The sequence below is a fragment of the Streptomyces sp. NPDC047079 genome (assembly GCF_040643755.1).
Taxonomy (GTDB): Bacteria; Actinomycetota; Actinomycetes; order Streptomycetales; family Streptomycetaceae; genus Streptomyces.
Genome location: NZ_JBEYUZ010000002.1, coordinates 212,357 through 233,965, shown reverse-complemented (window position 1 = coordinate 233,965; position 21,609 = coordinate 212,357). Strand labels below are relative to the sequence as shown.

At 70.6% G+C, this 21,609-nt stretch carries 16 protein-coding genes and 1 pseudogene; 13 read left to right on the top strand and 4 right to left on the bottom strand.

What is annotated here, in order from left to right:
- Positions 1-31: 31 nt before the first annotated feature.
- The 3 genes from ABZ823_RS03575 to ABZ823_RS03565 all read right to left on the bottom strand — a co-directional run bounded on the left by ABZ823_RS03575 (position 32) and on the right by ABZ823_RS03565 (position 3,705).
- Entirely contained in the window at positions 32-1,204 is a 1,173-nt protein-coding gene (locus ABZ823_RS03575; RefSeq protein ID WP_361653237.1) for an acyltransferase, read from the bottom strand.
- 186 nt (positions 1,205-1,390) lie between these two features.
- Positions 1,391-2,731 carry a polysialyltransferase family glycosyltransferase gene (locus ABZ823_RS03570; protein ID WP_361653235.1) on the bottom strand — a complete coding sequence of 447 codons (1,341 nt, stop codon included), beginning with the start codon at positions 2,729-2,731 and terminating at the stop codon, positions 1,391-1,393.
- The gene (locus ABZ823_RS03565) at positions 2,728-3,705 is read right to left on the bottom strand and encodes a glycosyltransferase family 2 protein (protein WP_361653233.1); all 978 of its coding nucleotides are present in this window, start codon (positions 3,703-3,705) and stop codon (positions 2,728-2,730) included. The genes ABZ823_RS03570 and ABZ823_RS03565 overlap by 4 nt, the downstream gene beginning before the upstream one ends.
- A 198-nt stretch (positions 3,706-3,903) precedes the next feature.
- On the opposite strand from ABZ823_RS03565, the gene ABZ823_RS03560 reads away from it, so the two are divergent.
- The 4 genes from ABZ823_RS03560 to ABZ823_RS03545 are packed head-to-tail and all read left to right on the top strand — an operon-like array spanning position 3,904 to position 8,861.
- Complete coding sequence (locus ABZ823_RS03560) at positions 3,904-5,247, top strand: DUF6716 putative glycosyltransferase (protein ID WP_361653231.1); 1,344 nt, start codon at positions 3,904-3,906, stop codon at positions 5,245-5,247.
- Between the two features lie 41 nt (positions 5,248-5,288).
- Positions 5,289-6,629: an N-acylneuraminate cytidylyltransferase gene (locus ABZ823_RS03555; protein WP_361653229.1), complete on the top strand. Its 1,341-nt coding sequence runs from the start codon at positions 5,289-5,291 to the stop codon at positions 6,627-6,629.
- A gap of 13 nt (positions 6,630-6,642) precedes the next feature.
- Positions 6,643-7,581, top strand: coding sequence for an N-acetylneuraminate synthase family protein (locus ABZ823_RS03550; protein WP_361653227.1), 939 nt, complete (start codon positions 6,643-6,645; stop codon positions 7,579-7,581).
- 26 nt (positions 7,582-7,607) lie between these two features.
- Positions 7,608-8,861: a hypothetical protein gene (locus ABZ823_RS03545; RefSeq protein ID WP_361653225.1), complete on the top strand. Its 1,254-nt coding sequence runs from the start codon at positions 7,608-7,610 to the stop codon at positions 8,859-8,861.
- 551 nt (positions 8,862-9,412) lie between these two features.
- Here the strand turns inward: ABZ823_RS03545 and ABZ823_RS03540 are convergent.
- Positions 9,413-10,096, bottom strand: a complete 684-nt coding sequence (locus ABZ823_RS03540; RefSeq protein WP_361653223.1) for a methyltransferase domain-containing protein — start codon at positions 10,094-10,096, stop codon at positions 9,413-9,415.
- A 461-nt stretch (positions 10,097-10,557) separates the two neighbouring features.
- On the opposite strand from ABZ823_RS03540, the gene ABZ823_RS03535 reads away from it, so the two are divergent.
- The 9 genes and pseudogenes from ABZ823_RS03535 (at position 10,558) to ABZ823_RS03495 (ending at position 21,609) form a co-directional block, all read left to right on the top strand.
- A complete protein-coding gene (locus ABZ823_RS03535; protein WP_361653665.1) occupies positions 10,558-11,778 on the top strand; it encodes an amidohydrolase in 1,221 nt (406 codons plus the stop codon).
- A 391-nt stretch (positions 11,779-12,169) separates the two neighbouring features.
- The gene (locus tag ABZ823_RS03530; protein ID WP_361653221.1) at positions 12,170-13,201 is read left to right on the top strand and encodes a BMP family ABC transporter substrate-binding protein; all 1,032 of its coding nucleotides are present in this window, start codon (positions 12,170-12,172) and stop codon (positions 13,199-13,201) included.
- A gap of 620 nt (positions 13,202-13,821) precedes the next feature.
- Positions 13,822-14,868 (top strand): BMP family ABC transporter substrate-binding protein, encoded by a 1,047-nt coding sequence (locus tag ABZ823_RS03525; RefSeq protein ID WP_361653219.1) that lies wholly within the window; start codon positions 13,822-13,824, stop codon positions 14,866-14,868.
- Between the two features lie 116 nt (positions 14,869-14,984).
- A complete protein-coding gene (locus ABZ823_RS03520; protein WP_361653217.1) occupies positions 14,985-16,763 on the top strand; it encodes an ABC transporter ATP-binding protein in 1,779 nt (592 codons plus the stop codon).
- Positions 16,760-17,890: an ABC transporter permease gene (locus tag ABZ823_RS03515; protein WP_361653215.1), complete on the top strand. Its 1,131-nt coding sequence runs from the start codon at positions 16,760-16,762 to the stop codon at positions 17,888-17,890. The genes ABZ823_RS03520 and ABZ823_RS03515 overlap by 4 nt, the downstream gene beginning before the upstream one ends.
- A complete protein-coding gene (locus ABZ823_RS03510; protein ID WP_361653213.1) occupies positions 17,890-19,152 on the top strand; it encodes an ABC transporter permease in 1,263 nt (420 codons plus the stop codon). Before ABZ823_RS03515 ends, ABZ823_RS03510 begins: the two co-directional genes overlap by 1 nt.
- Positions 19,149-19,550, top strand: a complete 402-nt coding sequence (locus ABZ823_RS03505) for a cytidine deaminase (protein WP_361653211.1) — start codon at positions 19,149-19,151, stop codon at positions 19,548-19,550. The genes ABZ823_RS03510 and ABZ823_RS03505 overlap by 4 nt, the downstream gene beginning before the upstream one ends.
- A 94-nt stretch (positions 19,551-19,644) precedes the next feature.
- On the top strand, positions 19,645-20,928 hold the full coding sequence (locus ABZ823_RS03500; protein WP_361653209.1) for a thymidine phosphorylase: 1,284 nt from the start codon (positions 19,645-19,647) through the stop codon (positions 20,926-20,928).
- A 97-nt stretch (positions 20,929-21,025) separates the two neighbouring features.
- Positions 21,026-21,609: pseudogene (locus ABZ823_RS03495) on the top strand (Uma2 family endonuclease).

The window sequence follows — 21,609 nt, the reverse complement described above, 5'->3', positions numbered from 1 at the left end:
CGGACGAGCACGGCCCGGTTCCGGGACCCGGTCAGACGGGCCGCGGCCGGTTCAGGGCCGCGCGGAGTTTCGGAGTGAGCCGCTCCTCCACGAACCGGTTGAGCAGCCAGGCCAGCAGCAGCATGGCGGCGACCGTCAGCAGGAACGTGCCGTAGGACGGGATCCCGAGCCCCTGGTGCAGGGCGTGGATGACGACCCAGCCCAGGTGTTCGTGGACGAGGTAGAACGGGTACGTCAGCGCGCCCGCGACCGTCAGCCAGCGCCAGTTCGCCCAGGCGAGCAGGCCCAGCCCGATCGCGGCGACGGCGAGGAAGCCCAGGGTGACCACCAGGACGATGCCGAAGGCGCTGCGGTAGGAGAAGCCGGGCGCGTGCGGGCCGTGCCACAGTCGCACCACCGCGTAGTGCTGGCCTATGAGCCAGCTCACGCCCACGATGCCCCATGCGTAGGCGTCGCGCCGGTCGCGGTGCACCAAGTACAGGCCGATGCCGCCGATGAAGAAGGGCGCGTACTCCGGCATCAGGACGAGGTTCAGCAGCGGCTCATGGGCGCCCTGCGCGATCGCCGCCGCCAGGGTCCAGCAGGCGCAGAACAGGATCACGCGGCGGCGGTTCGCCCCCGGCAGCACGATGCACAGGGCGAACAGGGCGTAGAACCGTATCTCCGCCCACAGGGTCCAGCAGACGCCGAGGACGCGGTCGACACCGAGCGGCTGCTGAAGCAGCGTCAGGTTCAGCAGCGCGTCGCTCGGCGAGACCGCCCGGTAGGCCACCACCGGCAGCGCGAACACCGCCGTCACCAGGATGATCGCGGCCCAGTACGCGGGCAGCAGCCGGGAGGCGCGGGAGGCGAAGAACGAGCGCAGGGGGCGCCCCCAGCCGCTCATGCAGATGACGAAACCGCTGATCACGAAGAACACCTGCACGCCCAGACAGCCGTAGGCGAAGAAGGAGTGCAGGGTGGGGAACTGGTGCCGGGGTGAGCTGCCCCAGGCCTGGGTGACCTCCCCGTCTCGGCCGCCGTAGTGGTAGGCCGCCACCATCAGCGCGGCCACCAGCCGCAGCCCGTCCAGGGCGCGCAGCCGGGATCCGCCGGAGCGGGGGCGTACGGGGGCGGCGGGCCCGGGGGGCACGTCGGCGGCGGGAGGCCGGGCCGGTATGCCCTGGACGGGGCTGGGGGCTATGGACTGGTCGGACGTGGTCATGCCGGACTCTCTCGGCGAGGCAGCAGATGGCGGACGTGCTGTCACGGGGTGGTACACGGCAGGCGCGCTGCGCCTACCCGGTGAGCTCCGGTCCATGACACCCGGGCGGAAACGTTCCTGTCGAGAAGGGGCGGTACGGCGCCCCCGTCCCGGCGAAGGGACGGGGGGACGGCGTGGCCGTGCACCTCAGCGCTTGGCGCCCGAGCCCCGGCGCAGCTCTCGGGCCCGGCGGGCGACCTTGCGGACGGTGGCGTTGCGCGGGATGAACGCGAGCTGGACGGGGATCCCGCCGGGCAGCGCCAGCGAGGTGAGCCGCCGCCGCTTGAAGTACCGCCAGGTGTGGGGGCCGAGATGCTTGGTCAGATAGCTCTCGGCCTCGGCGCGCAGACCCGGGTAGATCTTCGGCTGCATCGCGAAGCCCACGGCGCGCACGAGGGCGTTGAGCGCCTCGACGTCCATGCCCTGGCGCCGGCCGGTGACCGCCTTGTGGTCGGTCAGCTCGGGCAGCAGCGCGTCGACGACCGTGACCGGGACGCGGTTGCTGTTCTCGTACGGCGTGAGGCGCTCCAGGAGGGTCTCGGTGCCGATACGGGCGACCGGGAGGCCGTAGAGCGCGGAGGCGGTCAGCAGCGCGGTGGAGAAGCAGCCCACGACCAGCGCCGGACGCATGCGCTGGTAGAGGACCTCGGCGAGGACGGGGGTGTCGAGCACCGTCAGATCGGCGCCGAGCTTCTCCGCCTCCTTCTCCAGCATGCGCGACCAGCGGGCAGGGGCCGTGGGGTGCGGCTTGAACACCAGACGGGTGTGCCCGAGCGCGACGGCGCCCTTCAGCATCCGTACGTGGAGGTCCTCCTCCTCCTCGGCGGTCAGGATGCCGAGCGCGGAGAGGTACTGGCCGAGCAGCAGCGTCGGCGATTCCGGGGACGGCAGCCCGTCACCGGTGTTCTCCAGCTCGGTGAGGACCTTGGCGAACGCGTCCGTCGACACGATCTCCGGCTCGACCCCGAACTCGGTCAGCAGCAGCGGCTTCAGCCCCGGCACCAGGTCCAGGTGGAGCAGACGGTCGACGCGGGTGCCGACCAGCGGGTCGATCTTGTTGCGGGTGGGGCCGTAGCTCATCAGGCCGTCCGCGTACACCGTGACGGGCGCCCCGGTGAAGATCTGGCAGACGCCGAGCGCCGGGTTGACCTGGATCGACTCGACGGCCAGTTCGATGTCGTCGTCGCCGAGGTTCCAGGCGAGCCTGAGGTGCCGCTCCCACAGCGGGACGTCGTCCAGGCGCGGGGCCCAGCCGCCCGGGTGGAACGGGGAGATGGTCTCGTTCCAGGAGACGACGTCGTCGAAGCGGTCGCGCAGCTGCTCGAAGCCGGGCATCTCGTCCAGGCCGGGCGTTGTCTCGGGTGTCGCCGCGTTGTTGCAGACGAGGAGTATGCGCCGGTCTGCGGGTGTGAAGCAGTCGCTGTCGAGCGCCGCGGCCAGGGTCGCCGTGCCGTACAGCGTCGACGCCAGGAAGATCTGCGTCGTCACGCGGCCACCCCCGGGGAGACGGGGCGGCGGCGCAGCCGGCGCAGGCGCGAGGCCCGCTGGATGTCCATGGAGTCGAGGGCCTCCTCGAGTACGTCCTGCGGCATGCGCCGCAGGGCGACAGCACTCATCGACTTCAGTTTCCGTGCCACCGCCGGCTCGAACCTTTCGATGGATCCCAGATGATGGGAAATGATTGCGCAATATGTGCGAACGGCTTTGGGGAGGAGTTTATCCGCGTCCGGGTCCTCGGCCGTTTCGGCCACCACCTGGTCGAACGCACGAATGAAGTCCAGCTGGCGCACATCGCCGATCTGGGTGAGCGAGGAGGCGACACCGCGCCGGTAGAAGACGCCGAGCAGGCTCACCGTGGCGAAGGATTCCGCCTCCCGGTGCAGCTTCCAGATCCACGGCCGGTCCTCCGCCGTGCGCAGCCCGTCGGTGAAGTGGAGCAGACCGCGGTCGACGAGTCGGCGGTGGTAGACGCCCGCCCACGCGTACGCGTAGTCGACGGAGGTGGAGCGGTCGGCGGGCAGGATGGCGTCGCGCGGGTTCATCACGACACCGCGCCGGCCGTTGGGCACCCGGTGGATGGCGCGCGCCCGGGCGGTGCACTGGACATGGTCGGTGCGGATGAAGTCGCAGCCCAACTCCTCGATTGCCGAGACCAGTTGGGGGTAGTAGCCGGGGGCGAGCCAGTCGTCCCCGTCGAGGAACGTGAGGTACTCGCCGCGCGCCTTGTCGATCCCGGTGTTGCGCGCGGTGGCCAGCCCTCCGTTCTTCTCGTGGCGGACGTACACCGCGCCGGGCAGCTCGCGCTCGGCGCGCGCGAGGATGTCCGGCGTCTCGTCGCGCGAGCAGTCGTCGACGAGAATGAATTCGAAGTCCTCACGCGCGTTCGCACGCAGGCTCTTCAGGGTGTCTGGCGCGTATTGCTGCACGTTGTAGAACGGCACGATGACGGAGAGCTTGACCACCCCTGTGACGTTAGGCGGCGGCCCGGCATTCGTCTTGACCGGCGGCTTGATGTCAGGTGAACGACGCGTGGCGGAACAGTGAACCCAGCTGTTTCGTATGCGATTCGCGCCCCGATTCGCCATTCGGCGGTCTGCTGTTAACCCTTTGTTGGATTCCGGTTGGGCTGGGCATCGGAATCGCTTCCTAGCGTCTTCGACGTGCCAGCAAGTACCGCGAAGTCCCTTCGGGTCGCCGTCCTAGCCGATTCCGACAGCCGGTGGAAGTGGGGCGCGCTCACCGCGAGCCGTATCACACCGACGGAATTCACCGAATCCAGCGAATCGCCTGAAACGGTCGATTCGGACATTCGGCTTGACGGCTTCCTCCTGAGGGGCCGTGCCACCCCCACCGCCCGCCAGCTCGAAGAGGTCGGCGTCCGCGCGGACTCCCTCCGCGAGGTGACCGCCGTCGAATTCCTGCGCGAGATGACGAAGGAGAGCTACGACGTCCTCGTGCTCGCCCTCGTCGGCGGCGGTGTCCAGGCGATGCTGCACGGGCTCGCCCACGCCTGGCAGGGGCGCGCACGGCGCCCCGTGGTCGTCACCGGCTACGTCGGGGTCGTCTACGAGAAGCTCGCCGACGGCCTGCTGCTGCGGCACGGCGCGGACCTCGTGCTCGCCAACTCCCGCCAGGACGCCGAGCGTTTCCGGGCGGTGTACGAAGGGGTGGGCGCCGATGCCACGTCGGTCACCGAGGTGGCGCTGCCCTTCCTCGGGGGCGCCGCCTACGAGAAGAAGGACCCCTACACGGTCGTCTTCGCCGCACAGCCCTCCGTGCCCGAGAGCCGCAAGGACCGTGCCTACCTGCTGGACCGCCTGATCCGGCACGCGCGCCGGCACCCCGAGCGCGAGGTGCTGCTCAAGCTCCGCTCCAAGCCGGGCGAGCACACCACGCACATCGAGGAGCTGCCGTACCAGAAGCTGGCCCAGAAGGAGGAGCTGCCGGCCAACTTCCGCCTGGTGTACGGGAACATGGGCGAGGTACTCGACCACACGGACCTGCTGGTCACCGTCAGCTCGACGGCCGCCCTGGAGTCGCTGCACCGCCGTATCCCCACCGTCGTGCTCACCGACCTCGGGGTGCGGGAGGCGCTCGGCAACCACCACTTCGTGGGCTCGGGCTGCCTCGCCTCCTGGGACCAGCTCGACGCGGGGCACGAGCCCGTGCCGGACGCGGAGTGGGTGGCCCGGCAGGGCGTCGCCGCGGACGGGTCGTACGCGACCGCCTTCGACGAGGCGCGCCGGCGCATCACCGAGCTGCTCGCCGCCGGTGAACTCCCGCCCCTCGCGCCCTACTACACGCCCGTCACCGCGCCCGGCTATCTGCCCGGCGTCCTCGCCCGCCACCACCTCGCCCCGGACGGCAGCCCGCTGCCCGGCGCGCCCGCCGCCGACAAGGCGCCGAGCCCCGTGCGCCAGATCGTGCGCCGCGCCGCGCGCGGCGCCTACCGCCACGGAGTGCAGCGCGTGGCGCCCGTGATCCGACGGATGGGGGAGCTGTGAACGAGCGGATCCCACACCAAGGACTCCAAGGAGCTGAACCCATGTCCAACCCGGAAGCGGGACAGGCGGCGCCGGTGCGCCGCGTGCTCGCGGTGATTCCCGCCCGCGGCGGCTCCAAGGGTGTGCCCGCGAAGAACCTCGCCCCGGTCGGCGGTGTCCCGCTGGTCGCCCGCGCGGTCCGCGAGTGCCGGGCCTCCCGGCTCGTCACCGACGTCGTGGTCTCCACCGACGACCAGGCGATCGCCGCCGCCGCCCGCGAGGCCGGTGCCGAGGTCGTGCTGCGTCCCGCCGCCATCGCCGGCGACACCGCCACCTCCGAGGACGCGGTCCTGCACGCCATGGACGCCCACGAGGCGCTGCACGGCTCGCCCGTGGACGTGGTGCTGCTGGTCCAGTGCACCAGCCCCTTCCTCGTCCGTGAGGACATCGACGGGGTGGCCGCCGCGGTCGTCGAGAACGGCGCGGACACGGCGCTGACCGTGGCCCCCTTCCACGGCTTCATCTGGCGCGACGCGGCCGACGAGCCCGCCCCCGTCATCGGCTCCCAGCGCTCCGGCGAGGCGGGCGAGGCGACCTGGGCGTCCCCCCGGCCGAAGCCCGCGGGAGGGGCCACCAGGGTCGCCGACTCCACGGCCACCGACGGCGGCTACGGCGTCAACCACGACAAGTCCTTCCGGCCGCGCCGCCAGGACCGGCCCCAGGACCTCCTGGAGACCGGTGCCGCGTACGCGATGGACGCGGCCGGGCTGCGCGAGCACCGGCACCGCTTCTTCGGCCGCACCGAACTCGTGCGCACCGACCCGGCCCGCGTGCTGGAGATCGACGACCCCCACGACCTGGCCCGCGCCCGCGCCCTCGCGCCGCTCTTCGACGCGCACCGGCCCGGTTCGCTCCCGACCCGCGCCGACATCGACGCGGTCGTACTCGACTTCGACGGCACCCAGACCGACGACAGGGTGCTGATCGACTCCGACGGACGCGAGTTCGTCTCCGTGCACCGCGGGGACGGCCTCGGCATCGCCGCGCTGCGTCGCAGCGGCCTGACGATGCTGATCCTGTCCACGGAGCAGAACCCGGTCGTCGCCGCACGGGCCCGGAAGCTCAAGATCCCGGTCCTGCACGGCATCGACCGGAAGGACCTCGCACTGAAGCAGTGGTGCGAGGAGCAGGGCATCGCGCCTGAGCGCGTGCTCTACGTCGGCAACGACGTCAACGACCTCCCGTGCTTCGCCCTCGTCGGCTGGCCCGTGGCGGTCGCGAGCGCCCACGACGTCGTGCGCGGCGCCGCACGCGCGGTCACCACCGTCCCGGGCGGTGACGGCGCGATCCGAGAGATCGCCAGCTGGATCCTCGGCCCCTCTCTCGACTCCCTCGACAAGTAAGGAATCACCTGCCATGAGCAGCAACTCCCGTCTGCGCACGTTCGGTACCCGTGAGGTCGGCCCGGGCAAGCCCGTCTACGTCTGCGGCGAGATCGGCATCAACCACAACGGTGAGCTGGAGAACGCCTTCAAGCTGATCGACGTGGCCGCCGAGGCCGGCTGTGACGCCGTCAAGTTCCAGAAGCGCACCCCCGAGATCTGCACCCCGCGCGACCAGTGGGACATCGAGCGCGACACCCCCTGGGGCCGGATGACCTACATCGACTACCGCCACCGCGTGGAGTTCGGTGAGGACGAGTACCGTCAGATCGACGAGTACTGCAAGGAGAAGGGCATCGACTGGTTCGCGTCCCCGTGGGACACCGAGGCCGTCGCCTTCCTCGAGAAGTTCGACGTCCCGGCCCACAAGGTCGCCTCCGCGTCCCTCACCGACGACGAGCTGCTGAAGGCGCTGCGCGCCACCGGCCGCGCGATCATCCTCTCCACGGGCATGTCGACCCCGAAGCAGATCCGCCACGCGGTCGAGGTCCTCGGCTCCGACAACATCCTGCTCTGCCACGCGACGTCGACGTACCCGGCGAAGGCCGAGGAGCTCAACCTCCGCGTCATCAACACGCTGGAGAAGGAGTACCCGAACGTCCCGATCGGCTACTCCGGCCACGAGACGGGCCTGCAGACCACCCTCGCCGCGGTCGCGCTCGGGGCGACCTTCGTCGAGCGTCACATCACCCTCGACCGCGCCATGTGGGGCTCGGACCAGGCCGCTTCGGTGGAGCCGCAGGGTCTTCAGCGCCTGGTCCGCGACATCCGCACCATCGAGGCGTCCCTCGGCGACGGCGTGAAGAAGGTCTACGACTCGGAGCTCGGCCCGATGAAGAAGCTGCGCCGCGTCGCCGGCGTGGTCGCCGAGGCGGAGATCGCCGCGGCCGCCGGCGAGCCGGTTTCGGTCTGAGCACCTTACGGGACGGTCGTACGCCGATGAGCCCCCGCGCCGGATCCGCCGGCCAGCACACGCTCGCCTTCGTCGAGAGCCCGGTCCAGCTCCTGAACGTCCTGGAGTGGGCACACGCACACGCGCTCCGTACGAAGGAGAGCGGTGCGCCCGAGCGCGGGGCGGCGATCCCCGCGCAGGGCGGCCCGCGGCCCGGCGCGGGGCGCACGTCGGCGAACGGCCCGGGGTCGGCCGGCGCGCAGGGCACCGCGCCCGGCGGGTCCGGCGCCCGGCCCCCCGGCCGTACGGCGCGCGCGGGGCTCACTCTCGTGGTGCTGTCGCCCACCGACCCGATGACCCGCGGACAGCTGCGCCGCATGGCGGAACTGGCCCGCGACGAGGGATACGAGGTCCGCTGGGAGGAGGCGCGGGGCGGCACGACCGCGCCTTTCCGGACGGTCGGTGGCCTCGCCCCGCTGCTGCGCAGGGCGCACCGCGTCGTGATGGGGGACCCCTTCTCCCGCTACGTCCAGCTGCTGCTGACCATCACCCGGGCCCGTGAACTCGTGGTGGTGGACGACGGCACGGCGACCATGGAGTTCGTCGCCCAGCTCGCCCGCGGCGAGCGTCTGGTGCGCTGGCACCGCAAGGGCGGCCGTCCGGGCGCCCGTGACCTGCTCTTCGCGCCGGTGTCGGCGTCGGCGCGGCGCCGGCTGACGCCGAGCACACAGCGCGCGGTGGAGGTCTTCTCGTCGATGCCGATCGACGAGACCCCGGCCGGGGTGACGGTCACCGCGAACGACTTCGCCTGGACCCGGGCCCGCTTCGGCCCGCCGCGCCTGACCAAGGGCGCGGACCTGGTGGGCACCTCCCTGGTCGAGACGGGCGTGGTGGACGGCGAGCGCTATCTGGAGGCGGTCCGCGCCCTGGCCGCCGCGCACGGCGCACGGCGCTACTTCGCCCACCGCCGCGAAAGCACGGAGAAACTCCACCAGTTGGCGACCGAGACGGGCCTGGAGGTGGTCCGCCCGGAGCTCCCCCTGGAACTGATCGCCCGTCGCGGCCCCATCGGCCGTACGATCCTCAGCTTCCCCTCGACGGTCGTACACACCCTCCCCCTGGCGCTCGTCGGCACGGAGGTGCGCGTCGCGGTGTGCGACATCGACCCGGCATGGCTGACGCACGGGGCCTCGCCGCGGGCGCAGGGCTTCCTCTCGGGCGTGACCGGGACGGCGCGGGACGTGGACCGGCTGTCGGCGATGGGCCCGGCGGATTCCCCGCGTTCGGCGAGGTGGGCGTAGGAACGAGCCGTACAACGGCTCCGTCAACCCGGCCCGGCACGCCGAGCTCGGCGGCCTGGAGGAGACGGGCCTCGACCTCTCGACGCCCGCCGCGCCCGGCCTGAAGGCCACCCCCGGCGACGCGAGCCTCAAGCTGAACTGGACCGCCCCGGCCGCCACCGGCCTCCCGGTCACCGACTACCGCGTCACGCTGACCGGTTCGGACGGCGCCGTCGTGGCCGTCAAGGACGTCCCGGTCCCGGGTCATCGCCACCGGCACGCTGAGCGGCGGCAAGGTGACCGTCACCCTGCCCAGGCTGAGCCGCGGCAGGCACACCATGCACGCCTTCTACACCGGCTCCTCGACGGTGTACTCGAAGGCCGGCGCGAACTTCACCATCAAGTCCACCTGACCCCGCCCCACCGGGGAGACCGTCACGGCCGCTTGGGCTGACCGGTGGACGGCGGGCCGTGCGGGGGGCCGCTTCGGCCGACCGGCGGACGGCTGGCGACGTGGCGGACGGTTCGGCGGACGGCTGGCGACGTGGCGGGCGGTTCGGCGGACCGGCGGTCTATGCGGGGGGCCGCCTCTGCTGACCGGCCGACGGCTTGCGCGCCAGCAGGAACACCCGGTCGCGCTTGCCGTCCTCGTCCGGGTCCAGGAGCGTACGCGCGTGGACCAGCAGACCGGCCTCCGCCAGCCGCCCGATGACCGTGTCCGGGGCGTGCCAGTAGTCGTCCAGCTCGATGTCGTGCCCGAACCGTTCGGTGAGGTGGGTGCGGTCGTCCGTACCCGCCCGGAAGCCCAGCAGGACCTGGCCGCCGGGCACGAGGATCCGCTGGAACTCGGTGAACACCGGCAGCAGGTGCTCCGTCGGCACATGGCCGACCACATCGAGCGCGGCGATGCCGCCCAGCGTCTCCGGCGGCAGATCCAGGGCCGTCACGGTCCCGACGTGGAACCGCAGCTCCGGGTGGGTGCGGCGGGCCAGGGCCACCATGCGCGGGGACAGGTCGACGCCGAACACGGGGACACCCAGGGCGTCCAGCCGCGCCGTGACATGGCCAAGGCCGCAGCCGAGGTCGGCGACGGGCGCGGGACCGTTCTCCCGGACCAGATCCGCGAAGGCCGTCACCAGGGCGCGGTCCAGGGGCCGGGTCGCCAGGCCGTCGGGCACACGGGCGGCGTAGTCGGGGGCCATGGCGTCGTACGACGCCCGGGCGGTGCGCAGGAAATCCGGTTCCTCGGCGTTCACGCTGACGCACGCTACCCACTGGGGCGGGCGCGCCGGGGGTTGCTTCCCAGGGTTCATCCGCTCGTCACCGGGGCGGGAGACGGCGGCGCGGCGGGGTACCCGTAGGAGGTGGCCCGGCGGTGTGCCGGAGGGAGGAGAGGACGGCGTGATACCCCTGGCGGAGGGAACGGACGGGGCTCCCCGAGCGTTTCCCCGCGGGACGCTCCGACACGCGAGCGATCCCGGTCAGGGATCACCGGGCGCCGTCGGCGGCGCCGGGACGGCTCTCCGGTCACCCCGGCGGACCCGTTCTCGGCCTCCTCCACGATCCCGTCGTCCCGAAAGACGGGCGAGTGTACCCATCGTCCCAGCCGGCTATGCGGCGTGCGGCCAGTTTTTCTTCCCCTGACGGACTGAAGTTTTGTTGATCGTGGAGAGAGACGCCGCCCGATCGCCCTACCCTTCAAAGGGTGAACCAATTGATGTCCCGAGAGTCCGAGGCCGATCACCCCGGGGACAGTGTGCTCCCCGGCACCCTGCCCGAGTTGCTGCGGGCCGAGCTCGTGGCCTTCCGCCGCGACCTGCACATGCACCCGGAACTCGGCAACCAGGAGTTCCGCACCACCGCCGCGATCAAGGCCCGCCTGGAGCAGGCAGGGCTCGCGCCGCGTGTGCTCCCCGCCGGCACCGGGCTCATCTGTGACATCGGCGACCCGGACGGCGTACGCCCGATCCTCGCGCTGCGCGGAGACATCGACGCGCTGCCCATCCCCGACACCAAGACCGACTGCGCCTACCGGTCCACCGTGCCCGACCGCGCCCACGCCTGCGGGCACGACGTTCACACCACGGTCGTGCTCGGGGCCGGACTCGTCCTCGCCGAGCTGCACCGGCAGGGCAAACTGCCGCGGCCGGTGCGGCTGATCTTCCAGGCCGCCGAGGAGGTCCTCCCGGGCGGTGCCACCGACGCGATCGCGTCCGGCGCGCTCGACGGGGTCGGACGGATCATCGCCGTGCACTGTGACCCGAGGGTCGACGCGGGGCGCATCGGGCTGCGACACGGTCCCATCACCTCCGCCTGCGACCGGCTGGAAGTCACCCTCGCCGGCGCGGGCGGCCACACCGCGCGCCCCCACCTCACCACCGACCTCGTCACGGCCGTCGCGCGCGTCGCGACCGATGTGCCGTTCCTGGTCGCCCGCCGCGTCGACGCGCGCAGCGGGCTCTCCGTCACCTGGGGCAGGATCGAGTCCGGGCACGCCTGCAACGTCATTCCGCAGCACGCCGAACTCGCCGGGACCGTGCGCTGCCTGGACCTCGAGACCTGGCGGCACGCGCCCGACGTCGTCCACGCGTCGATCGACGAGATCGCGAACCTGTACCGGGCGAAGTCCGAGATCAACTACGTGCGCGGAGTGCCGCCGGTCGTCAACGACATGGCCGTCACCGAACTCCTGCACGACGCCATGGCCGCACGCCGCGGTGTCCACTCCGTCGAGGACACCCAACAGAGCCTCGGCGGCGAGGACTTCTCCTGGTACCTGGAGCATGTGCCCGGCGCCATGGCCCGCCTCGGTGTGCGCCCGCCGGGCGAGCGGACCGTCCGCGACCTCCACCAGGGCGACTTCGACGTGGACGAGCACGCGATCACGGTGGGGGTGGAGCTGTTCACGGCGGCCGCGCTGCTGGACGCCGAACGCTAGGCCGGAGCGCTGGACGCGCAGCGCTGGGCCGGAGCGCTGGACGCGCAGCGCTGGGCCGGAGCGCTGGGTCGGAATGCCGGGCCGGAGCGCCGGGAGGACGGGCTCGCGCGGGGGCTTCCCGATGGCCGAAAGGGGCGCCCCGGTTCGCCCCCTTCGTCCGCTTGCGTGACCCGTCCGTAACGGACGGTGCGGAAACGTAACCCGATGTCGGCACGAATCGATAACGGCCGGGAGGAATCCCGTTCCCCTCCCCTTCTACGCGCGTTACTGTGCGCCGAAATCGCTGCGGTGGCGGCGCATTGGGGAAGCGGACCGGCGACGGTGCCGTGGGGACGAAGGGGTGCTTGCTGTGCGTCTGATCTCTCGGAGGACGAGGTTCTCCCAAGCTGCGGTGGCCGTCGCGGTCGTCGCCCTCGCGGCCGCCGGGTGCGGCAAGTCCAGCACCGACTCCTCGAACGGCTCGGGCAAGAACTCGTCCGGCTACTCGGGCAAGGGCATAGGCCTGGCCTACGACATCGGCGGCAAGGGCGACCAGTCCTTCAACGACGCCGCGTTCGCCGGTTTCGAGAAGGCCGAGAAGGAGTTCAAGATCGGCGGCCGGGACATCGAGCCGCAGGACGGCGAGTCCAGCGCCGACAAGGTGCAGCGCCTGGAGCAGCTCGCCAAGGCCGGCTACAACCCGATCATCGGGGTCGGCTTCGTCTACGCGCCCGCCGTCAAGGAGGTCGCGGCCAAGTACCCGAAGATCACCTTCGGCATCATCGACGACGACACGGTCAAGGCGAGCAACGTCGCCGACCTGGTCTTCCACGAGGAGCAGTCCTCGTACCTGGCCGGTGTCGCCGCGGCGAAGGCGACCAAGAAGAACCACATCGGGTTCATCGGCGGCGTCGACATCCCTCTCATCCACAAGTTCCAGGCGGGCTTCGTCCAGGGCGCCAAGTCCGTCAACCCCAAGATCAAGATCGAGTCGCAGTTCCTGACCCAGACCCCCCAGGAGGGCGGCTTCTCCAGCCCCGACAAGGGGAAGGACGCGGCCAACGGCCAGATCGAGGCGGGCGCCGACGTCATCTACCACGCCGCCGGTCTGTCCGGTCAGGGCGTGATCCAGGCCGCCGCCGACCACAAGGTGTGGGCGATCGGCGTCGACTCCGACCAGTACCAGCAGAGCGCCCTGGCCAAGTACAAGGACTACGTCCTCGGCTCGGCCCTGAAGAACGTCGGCGGCGCCGTGTACGACCTGACCAAGTCGGTCGTCGACGGCAAGCCGCTGAGCGGCGAGCAGCGGGGCGACCTCAAGTCGGGTGGCGTGGGCTTCGCCGACTCCAACCCGAAGTACCAGGCCATGAAGGACGTCGTCACGGCGGTCGACAAGGCCAAGCAGGACATCATCGACGGCAAGGTCACCGTCAACGCACAGTGACGCCATCTCTTCGGCCGACTCCGGCGCGCCTCGGCCGGGAGCACTGAGCGCCGTCGGCACCTCCGCCCCGCCGGACCTCATCCGGCGGGGCGGAGCGCTGCGCGGGGCGGGACACGGGTGCGGGCGAGCGGCCTGCGGTCCGCCGGGGCGTCCGGGCGTGCCTCGGTCCGCCGGGCCGTCCGGGTGCGCGCCGCCGCGCCGCCGCCCCGCCGGGCCGTCCCAATGCGGTCCGCCGCGCCGCCAGGTGCCCCGCCCCCCGGTCCGGCCGCCGGCGCGCCGGGACCCGTGGCAGACGCACGCTGGGAAGGGGGGCTGGCGACCGGCGAACCCGATGCCCGTCCGCCGCGTCGCGGGAGCCCTGATCGCCTCCGAGCCAGGGGTCACATCGGCCTCTTCATTCCCCCCTCTCACGTTCACACCAGGAGCCCCACCACTCCCCCAGATGCCGCTTCTCCTTGCCACTCGCAAGCGCCGCACCGCGCTCCGTAACTTGCCCCTGTGTCTGTGGCCACATCTCGATAACGGACCGGACAGAAGGGGTTTTCCGTATGGTCTACGCGCGTTACGCTGCCGCGGAACCAGCGCCTGGTATGGGCGCTTGCACAAAGGAGTCTCGTTCCATGCGCCGGGTGTCCCGTATCGCCGTTGCCGGGGTTGCGACCGCAGCCCTCGCCGTCACCGTATCCGCCTGCGGCAGTTCGTCCACCGAGTCGGCCGGTGGCGGCAAGAGCAAGGGCATCGGCCTCGCCTACGACGTCGGCGGCAAGGGCGACCAGTCCTTCAACGACGCTGCCTACGCGGGTCTCCAGAAGGCCGAGAAGGAGTTCGGTGTCGGCGGCCGTGACGTCGAGCCGCAGGACAACGAGTCCGACGCCGACAAGGTGCAGCGCCTGGAGACGCTGGCCAAGTCCGGCTACAACCCGGTGATCGGCGTCGGCTTCGCCTACGCCCCCGCCGTCAACGCCGCCGCCGCCAAGTACCCGAACGTCACCTTCGGCATCATCGACGACAGCACCGTCCAGAAGAAGAACGTGGCCGACATGGTCTTCCACGAGGAGGAGTCCTCCTACCTCGCCGGTGTCACCGCCGCCAAGGTGACCAAGAAGAACCACATCGGCTTCATCGGCGGCGTGGACGTCCCGCTCATCCACAAGTTTGAGGCGGGCTTCGTCCAGGGCGCCAAGTCGGTCAACCCGAAGATCAAGGTCGAGTCGCAGTTCCTGACGCAGACGGCGCAGGAGGGCGGCTTCTCCAGCCCCGACAAGGGCGAGAACGCCGCTAACGGTCAGATCGACGCCGGCGCGGACGTCCTCTACCACGCGGCCGGTCTGTCCGGCCAGGGTGTCATCAAGGCCGCCGCCACGCACAAGGTGTGGGCGATCGGCGTCGACTCCGACCAGTACAGCCAGGGCGCTCTGGCGTCGTACAAGAGCTACATCCTCACCTCGGCGCTCAAGAACGTCTCCGGTTCGGTGTACGAGCTCGCCAAGTCCGTCATCAAGGACAAGAAGCCGCTGACCGGTGAGGTCCGCGGCAGCCTCGCCAACGGTGGCGTCGGTCTCGCCGACTCCAACCCGGTGTTCAAGAACAACGCCGACCTCCAGGCCGCCCTGAAGAAGGCCGAGCAGGGCATCAAGGACGGCTCGATCAAGGTCAAGACCTCCTGACCAGAGGTCACGGGCCGACCGGAAGCATGGCAAAAAAAGCGCTGTAATGGCAGCGTTACGGTCACGGAACGGGGCGCGGGAAGGATGACCGACTCGCGCCCCGTTCGCGCGGCAGAATGCTCGGAACGGATCGACAGCGATCAGGTCCCGGCACTATTCAAAGCAGGGGCGCTACGCGCGTAGAGTGGCCCCTTTCCCAAGGAGAGTGCGCCATCGACGCGTCCAGCAGCCCTCCGCTCACCGCACCGTCGACGACCGCGGTCGAGCTGGCGGCGATCACCAAGCGATTCCCCGGTGTCGTCGCCAACCACGACATCCACCTCACGGTCCGCAAGGGCACCGTGCACGCCCTCGTCGGCGAGAACGGCGCCGGCAAGTCGACACTGATGAAGATCCTCTACGGCATGCAGAAGCCGGACGAGGGCACCATCACCATCGATGGCGAGCAGGTGACCTTCAACAGCCCCGCCGACGCCATCGCGCGCGGCATCGGCATGGTCCATCAGCACTTCATGCTCGCCGACAACCTCACGGTCCTGGAGAACGTGGTCCTCGGCAGCGAGAAGCTGTACGGCATCGGCAGCGGCGCCCGCAGGAAGATCAAGGAGATCTCCGAGCGGTACGGTCTCGGCGTACGCCCCGACGCCCTGGTCGAGGACCTCGGTGTCGCCGACCGCCAGCGCGTGGAGATCCTCAAGGTCCTCTACCGCGGCGCCAAGACCCTCATCCTCGACGAGCCGACCGCCGTGCTCGTCCCGCAGGAGGTCGAGGCGCTCTTCGACAACCTGCGCGAGCTGAAGTCCGAGGGCCTGTCCGTCATCTTCATCTCCCACAAGCTGGGCGAGGTCCTGTCGGTCGCCGACGACATCACGGTCATCAGGCGCGGCACGACGGTCGGCACCGCCGTGCCCTCCGAGACGACCCCGCGCCAGCTCGCCGAGCTGATGGTCGGCAGCGAGCTGCCCGTCCCGGAGACCGCCGAGTCGACCGTGACGGACCGCCCGGTGATCGAGGTCAGGGGTCTCACCGTGCACGCGCGCGGCGGCGCCTCGCTCGGTGAGCTGGCCGAGCCCGCCTCCACCGGTCTGCTCACCGAGCAGACGGCCGAGGGCGCGGCGGGAGTGCGCCGCGTCCTCGACGACGTCACCTTCACCATCCACGCCGGTGAGGTCATGGGCATCGCCGGCGTCGAGGGCAACGGCCAGACCGAGCTGATCGACGCGCTGATCGGCCTCAAGAACGCCGACTCCGGTTCCATCGCCTTCCTCGGCGAGGACATCACGGCCTGGCCCACCCGCAAGCGCCGCGAGCAGGGCGTCGGCTACATCCCCGAGGACCGCCACCGCCACGGTCTCCTCCTCGAGGCTCCCCTGTGGGAGAACCGCATCCTCGGCCACGTCACCGAGCGCCCCAACGCCAAGGGCTTCTGGCTCGACCCCAAGGGCGCCCAGGAGGACACCCGGCGGATCGTCAAGGAGTACGACGTCCGCACACCCGGCATCGACGTCACCGCCGCCTCCCTCTCCGGAGGCAACCAGCAGAAGCTGATCGTGGGCCGCGAGATGAGCCATGCCCCCAAGTTCCTGATCGCCGCCCACCCCACCCGCGGCGTGGACGTCGGTGCGCAGGCGCAGATCTGGGACCAGATCCGCGTGGCCCGCCGCGAGGGCCTGGCCGTACTGCTGATCTCCGCCGACCTGGACGAGCTGATCGGTCTCTCCGACACCCTGCGGGTGATATACAACGGCCGGCTGGTCGCCGACGCCGACCCCGCCACCATCACCCCGGAGGAACTGGGCTCGGCCATGACGGGTGCCGCGTCCGGTCACCTGGAACACGTAGAAAACGCCACAGAAGGCGACGCAGACGCCGGTCCGGAGGACGACGCCCGATGAAGAAGTTCGACAAGGAGCGGCTGCTCCTCGCCGTGGCCGGTCCGGTCATCGCGCTCGTCTCGGCGATTGTGCTGACCTCGGTCGTGCTGGTCGCCTCCGGCAAGAACCCGTTCGAGCCCTACCGGCTGATGCTGGAGCAGATCGGGTTCTCCGACGTCCAGGTGCTGATCGTCAACCAGGCGTCGCTGTACTACATCGCCGCGCTCGCGGTGGCCCTCGGCTTCCGTATGAACCTGTTCAACATCGGTGTCGACGGTCAGTACCGCCTCGCCGCGGTGATGACCGCGGTCGTCGGCGCGCACCTCGCGCTGCCGTCGTTCCTTCAGGTCCCGATGCTCATGCTGGTGGCCATGTTCACCGGCGCCTTCTGGGCCGGCATCGCGGGCGTGCTGAAGGTCACCCGCGGTGTGAGCGAGGTCGTCGCGACGATCATGCTCAACGCGATCGCCACCAGCCTCATCGTCTACGTCACCCAGGCCGACGTCTGGGGTGTGCAGGTCGGCAACAACATGACGACCGGCATCATGAAGAAGTCCGGCTGGATTCCCGGCATCGACCTCGGCGCCGGGGCCGGCGAGGTCTACGGCCTGGTCTTCCTCGCCGTCCTCGCGGGCGTCCTGTACTGGCTCGTCCTCAACCGCACCCGGTTCGGCTTCGACCTGCGGGCCTCCGGCGCCTCCGAGACCGCTGCCGCTGCCTCCGGTGTCGACGCCAAGAGGATGGTCCTCACCGCGATGCTCATCTCCGGCGCGGTCGCGGGCCTGTCCGGCCTGCCGCTGCTGCTCGGCGACGCCCACACCTACAGCCTGAGCTTCCCGACCGGCCTCGGCTTCACCGCCATCGGCATCGCCCTGCTGGGCCGCAACCACCCGGGCGGCATCGCCCTCGCCGCCCTGCTGTGGGCCTTCCTCGACAAGGCCTCCCCGGCCCTCGACTACGCGACCCCGGTGGCGTACGAGAAGGAGATCGCCACGATCATGCAGGGCCTGATCGTCTTCGCGGTCGTCATCTCGTACGAGGCCGTACGCCAGTGGGGCCTGCGACGCCAGCAGAAGAAGGTCGGTGCGGAACTCGCCGCCGCGGCCAACGGCAACAACAACGCGCACAAGAAGGAGGTGGCTGCCTGATGACCACCGCGACCGTCGCCAAGCCGAAGGCGCAGCAGCCCGGCAAGGGCAGCCGCCGTCTCTCGCTCCCGGTACTCCTGCTGATCATCGCGGGCGTGCTGGTCCTCGCCTCGATCGTCCGGCTGATCAGCGGTGCGGACGGCATCACCTCGACCGGCCAGATGTCCACGGCGCTGCGTCTGGCCGTCCCGATCGGGCTCGCGGGCCTCGGCGGCCTGTGGGCCGAGCGTTCCGGTGTCGTCAACATCGGCCTCGAGGGCATGATGATCCTCGGCACCTGGTTCGGCGCCTGGGCCGGCTACCAGTGGGGCCCCTGGACCGGTGTCGTCTTCGGCATCATCGGCGGTGCCCTCGGCGCCCTCCTGCACGCCATCGCCACCGTCACCTTCAACGTGAACCACATCGTCTCCGGTGTGGCGATCAACATCCTGGCCCTCGGCACCACCCGCTACCTGTCGAAGTTCACCTTCGAGAACGCGCCGCAGGGCTCCTCCAAGCAGTCCCCGCCCATCGACTCGCTCGGCACCTTCGACATCCCGGGCCTGTCGAGCTGGCTGGACACGCTCAACCAGAAGCACTGGTTCCTGGTCTCCGACATCGCGGGCCTGATCGGCGGCCTGGTCACCGACCTGTCGCCGCTCACCGTCATCGCGGTGGCCCTCGTCCCGTTCACCTGGTGGGTGCTGTGGCGCACCGCCTTCGGTCTGCGCCTGCGCTCCTGCGGCGAGAACCCGGTGGCCGCGGAGTCGCTCGGCGTCAACGTCTACAAGTACAAGTACATCGCCGTGATCATCTCGGGTGGCTTCGCGGGTCTCGGCGGCGCGTTCCTGTCGATCGTCGCGTCCAACGTGTACCTGGACGGCCAGACCGCCGGCCGCGGCTACATCGGTCTCGCCGCGATGATCTTCGGTAACTGGATGCCGGGCGGACTCGCCCTCGGCGCGGGCCTGTTCGGCTACACCGACAGCCTGAACCTGCGCGGCGGCACCACCAACGTGCACGCTCTGATCCTGCTGCTCGGGATCCTGGTGGTCTTCGGCGCGGCCTACCTCGCGTGGCGGAAGCGGTACGTCCCCGCGCTGATCACCGCCGTGGTCGCGGCACTGCTCTTCGTCTGGTACTCCAGCACGAACGAGGTTCCCGCCCAGCTCGTGACCGCGACCCCGTACATCGTCACCCTGCTGGTGCTCTCGCTTTCCGCGCAGAGCCTGCGGATGCCGAAGGCGGACGGTCTGCCCTACCGGAAGGGACAGGGCAAGTGACGGCGCCCGCCACGGTCGACTGGGCGGCCCTGCGCGAGGAGGCGCGCAGGGCGATGGCCCGCGCGTACGCCCCATACTCGGGCTACCCGGTCGGGGTCGCGGCCCTGGTCGACGACGGACGCGTCGTCACCGGCTGCAACGTCGAGAACGCCTCCTACGGTCTCGGCCTGTGCGCCGAGTGCGGTCTCGTCTCGCACCTGCAGAACACCGGCGGCGGCCGGCTGACGCACTTCACCTGCGTCGACGGCGACGGGGACATCCTCGTGCCGTGTGGCCGCTGCCGCCAGCTGCTCTACGAGTTCGGCGGCCCGGATCTGCTGCTGGAAACCCCGGCGGGGATCCTGCCGCTGTCGGAGATGCTGCCCCAGGCGTTCGGCCCGGACCATCTCACCAAGTAACCCGGACCATCTCACCAAGTAACTCCGTGCGGCCCCCCGAGTCGACCTTCATGGCTCAGGGGGCCGCACACCTTCGGACCTTCGGAAGGAAGCCATGGCCATGGACGCCATCTCCGTCATCCGCACCAAGCGGGACCGCGGTGAGCTGAGCGACGAGCAGATCGACTGGGTCATCGACGCGTACACGCGGGGCGAGGTCGCCGACGAGCAGATGTCCGCGCTCGCGATGGCCATCCTGCTCAATGGCATGAACCGCCGTGAGATCGCCCGCTGGACCGCCGCGATGATCGCCTCCGGCGAGCGGATGAACTTCTCGTCCCTGTCCCGCCCGACGGCCGACAAGCACTCGACCGGCGGCGTCGGCGACAAGATCACCCTCCCGCTGGCGCCACTGGTGGCCGCCTGCGGAGCGGCGGTCCCGCAGCTGTCGGGCCGCGGCCTCGGCCACACCGGCGGCACCCTGGACAAGCTGGAGTCGATCCCCGGCTGGCGCGCCCTGCTGTCGAACGAGCAGATGCTGCACGTTCTGGACACGACGGGTGCGGTGATCTGCGCGGCGGGCGACGGCCTCGCACCCGCCGACAAGAAGCTCTACGCACTGCGTGACGTCACGGGCACCGTCGAGGCGATCCCGCTGATCGCCTCCTCCATCATGTCGAAGAAGATCGCCGAGGGTACGGGCTCGCTGGTCCTGGATGTGAAGGTCGGCTCGGGCGCCTTCATGAAGACGATCGAGGACGCGCGGGAACTGGCATCCACGATGGTGGGTCTCGGCACCGATCACGGTGTGAAGACGGTGGCGCTGCTGACGGACATGTCCACCCCCCTCGGCCTGACGGCGGGCAACGCGCTGGAGGTCCGCGAGTCGGTGGAGGTCCTGGCGGGCGGCGGCCCCTCCGACGTGGTGGAGCTGACCATCGCCCTGGCCCGCGAGATGCTGGACGCGGCGGGTGTGAAGGACGCGGACCCGGCGAAGGCGCTGGCCGACGGCTCGGCGATGGACGTCTGGCGGCGGATGATCGCCGCCCAGGGAGGCGACCCGGACGCGTCGCTGCCGACGTCGAAGGAGCAGCACGTGGTGAAGGCCCCGTCGTCGGGTGTCCTGACCCGCCTGGACGCCTACGACATCGGCGTCGCCGCCTGGCGCCTCGGCGCGGGCCGCGCCCGCAAGGAGGACCCGGTGCAGGCTGCGGCCGGCGTCGAGATGCACGCCAAGCCGGGCGACACGGTGACGGAGGGCCAGCCGCTGCTGACCCTGCACACGGACACCCCCGAGCGGTTCGCGTACGCGCTCGAGGCGATCGAGGGCTCCTACGGCGTCGCGGCACCGGGCACGGAGTTCACGGCGTCTCCGGTAGTGCTGGAACGTATCGCCTGACCTGCGGTTTCCTCATTCGGGTGAACGGGATCGGTGGACCTGCGCCGGTCCCGTTCGGCATGCTGGTATCGGTGACGTACCGATAGGAGACACCGCCATGAGGGCACTCACCGTGAGCCAGGACCCCGACCAGAACTGGGACGACCTCGTCCGGTTCTGGGAGGAGATGGAGTGGCCCGAGGGCAGCAAGGTGGAGATCATCGAAGGGGTCGTCACCGTGTCACCCGCTCCCGCGTACGGCCATAACGTCATCGCCGCGCGTATCCACCGCCGCCTGCTTTCCGTGATCCCGGAGGAGTGGGAGGTCTTCCAGACACTGGCGATTGCCGTGCCGTCACGCCTAGGCATGCTCATCCCCGACATCGTGGTGGCCCCAGTGCAGGAGGACGTGGAAACGGACACCCATATTCCGGCCGCCTGGCCGAACTCGTCGCCGAGGTGACCTCCAAGTCCAACGCCCGCCACGACCGCGTCAGCAAACCGGCTGCCTATGCGACCGCCGGTATCTCGCTGTACCTCCTCGTCGACCGCTGGGCACCCGACGTACCCACGGCGACGCTCTACGGCGAGCCGAAGGGGGACGTCTACCGGGTTCTGTCCGCCGTCAAGTCCGGCGACACCATCACCCTGCCCGCCCCCTTCGACCTCACCATCGACACCAGCCAGTTCCCCGCCGACTAG

Bases quoted from the DNA above. Each gene is read 5' to 3' on its own strand.
- ABZ823_RS03575 (WP_361653237.1), bottom strand. From the start codon at position 1,204: ATGACCACGTCCGACCAGTCCATAGCCCCCAGCCCCGTCCAGGGCATA.
- ABZ823_RS03555 (WP_361653229.1), top strand. From the start codon at position 5,289: ATGTCCAACCCGGAAGCGGGACAGGCGGCGCCGGTGCGCCGCGTGCTC.
- ABZ823_RS03550 (WP_361653227.1), top strand. From the start codon at position 6,643: ATGAGCAGCAACTCCCGTCTGCGCACGTTCGGTACCCGTGAGGTCGGC.
- ABZ823_RS03545 (WP_361653225.1), top strand. From the start codon at position 7,608: ATGAGCCCCCGCGCCGGATCCGCCGGCCAGCACACGCTCGCCTTCGTC.
- ABZ823_RS03535 (WP_361653665.1), top strand. From the start codon at position 10,558: ATGTCCCGAGAGTCCGAGGCCGATCACCCCGGGGACAGTGTGCTCCCC.
- ABZ823_RS03525 (WP_361653219.1), top strand. From the start codon at position 13,822: ATGCGCCGGGTGTCCCGTATCGCCGTTGCCGGGGTTGCGACCGCAGCC.
- ABZ823_RS03520 (WP_361653217.1), top strand. From the start codon at position 14,985: ATGCTCGGAACGGATCGACAGCGATCAGGTCCCGGCACTATTCAAAGC.
- ABZ823_RS03515 (WP_361653215.1), top strand. From the start codon at position 16,760: ATGAAGAAGTTCGACAAGGAGCGGCTGCTCCTCGCCGTGGCCGGTCCG.
- ABZ823_RS03510 (WP_361653213.1), top strand. From the start codon at position 17,890: ATGACCACCGCGACCGTCGCCAAGCCGAAGGCGCAGCAGCCCGGCAAG.
- ABZ823_RS03500 (WP_361653209.1), top strand. From the start codon at position 19,645: ATGGCCATGGACGCCATCTCCGTCATCCGCACCAAGCGGGACCGCGGT.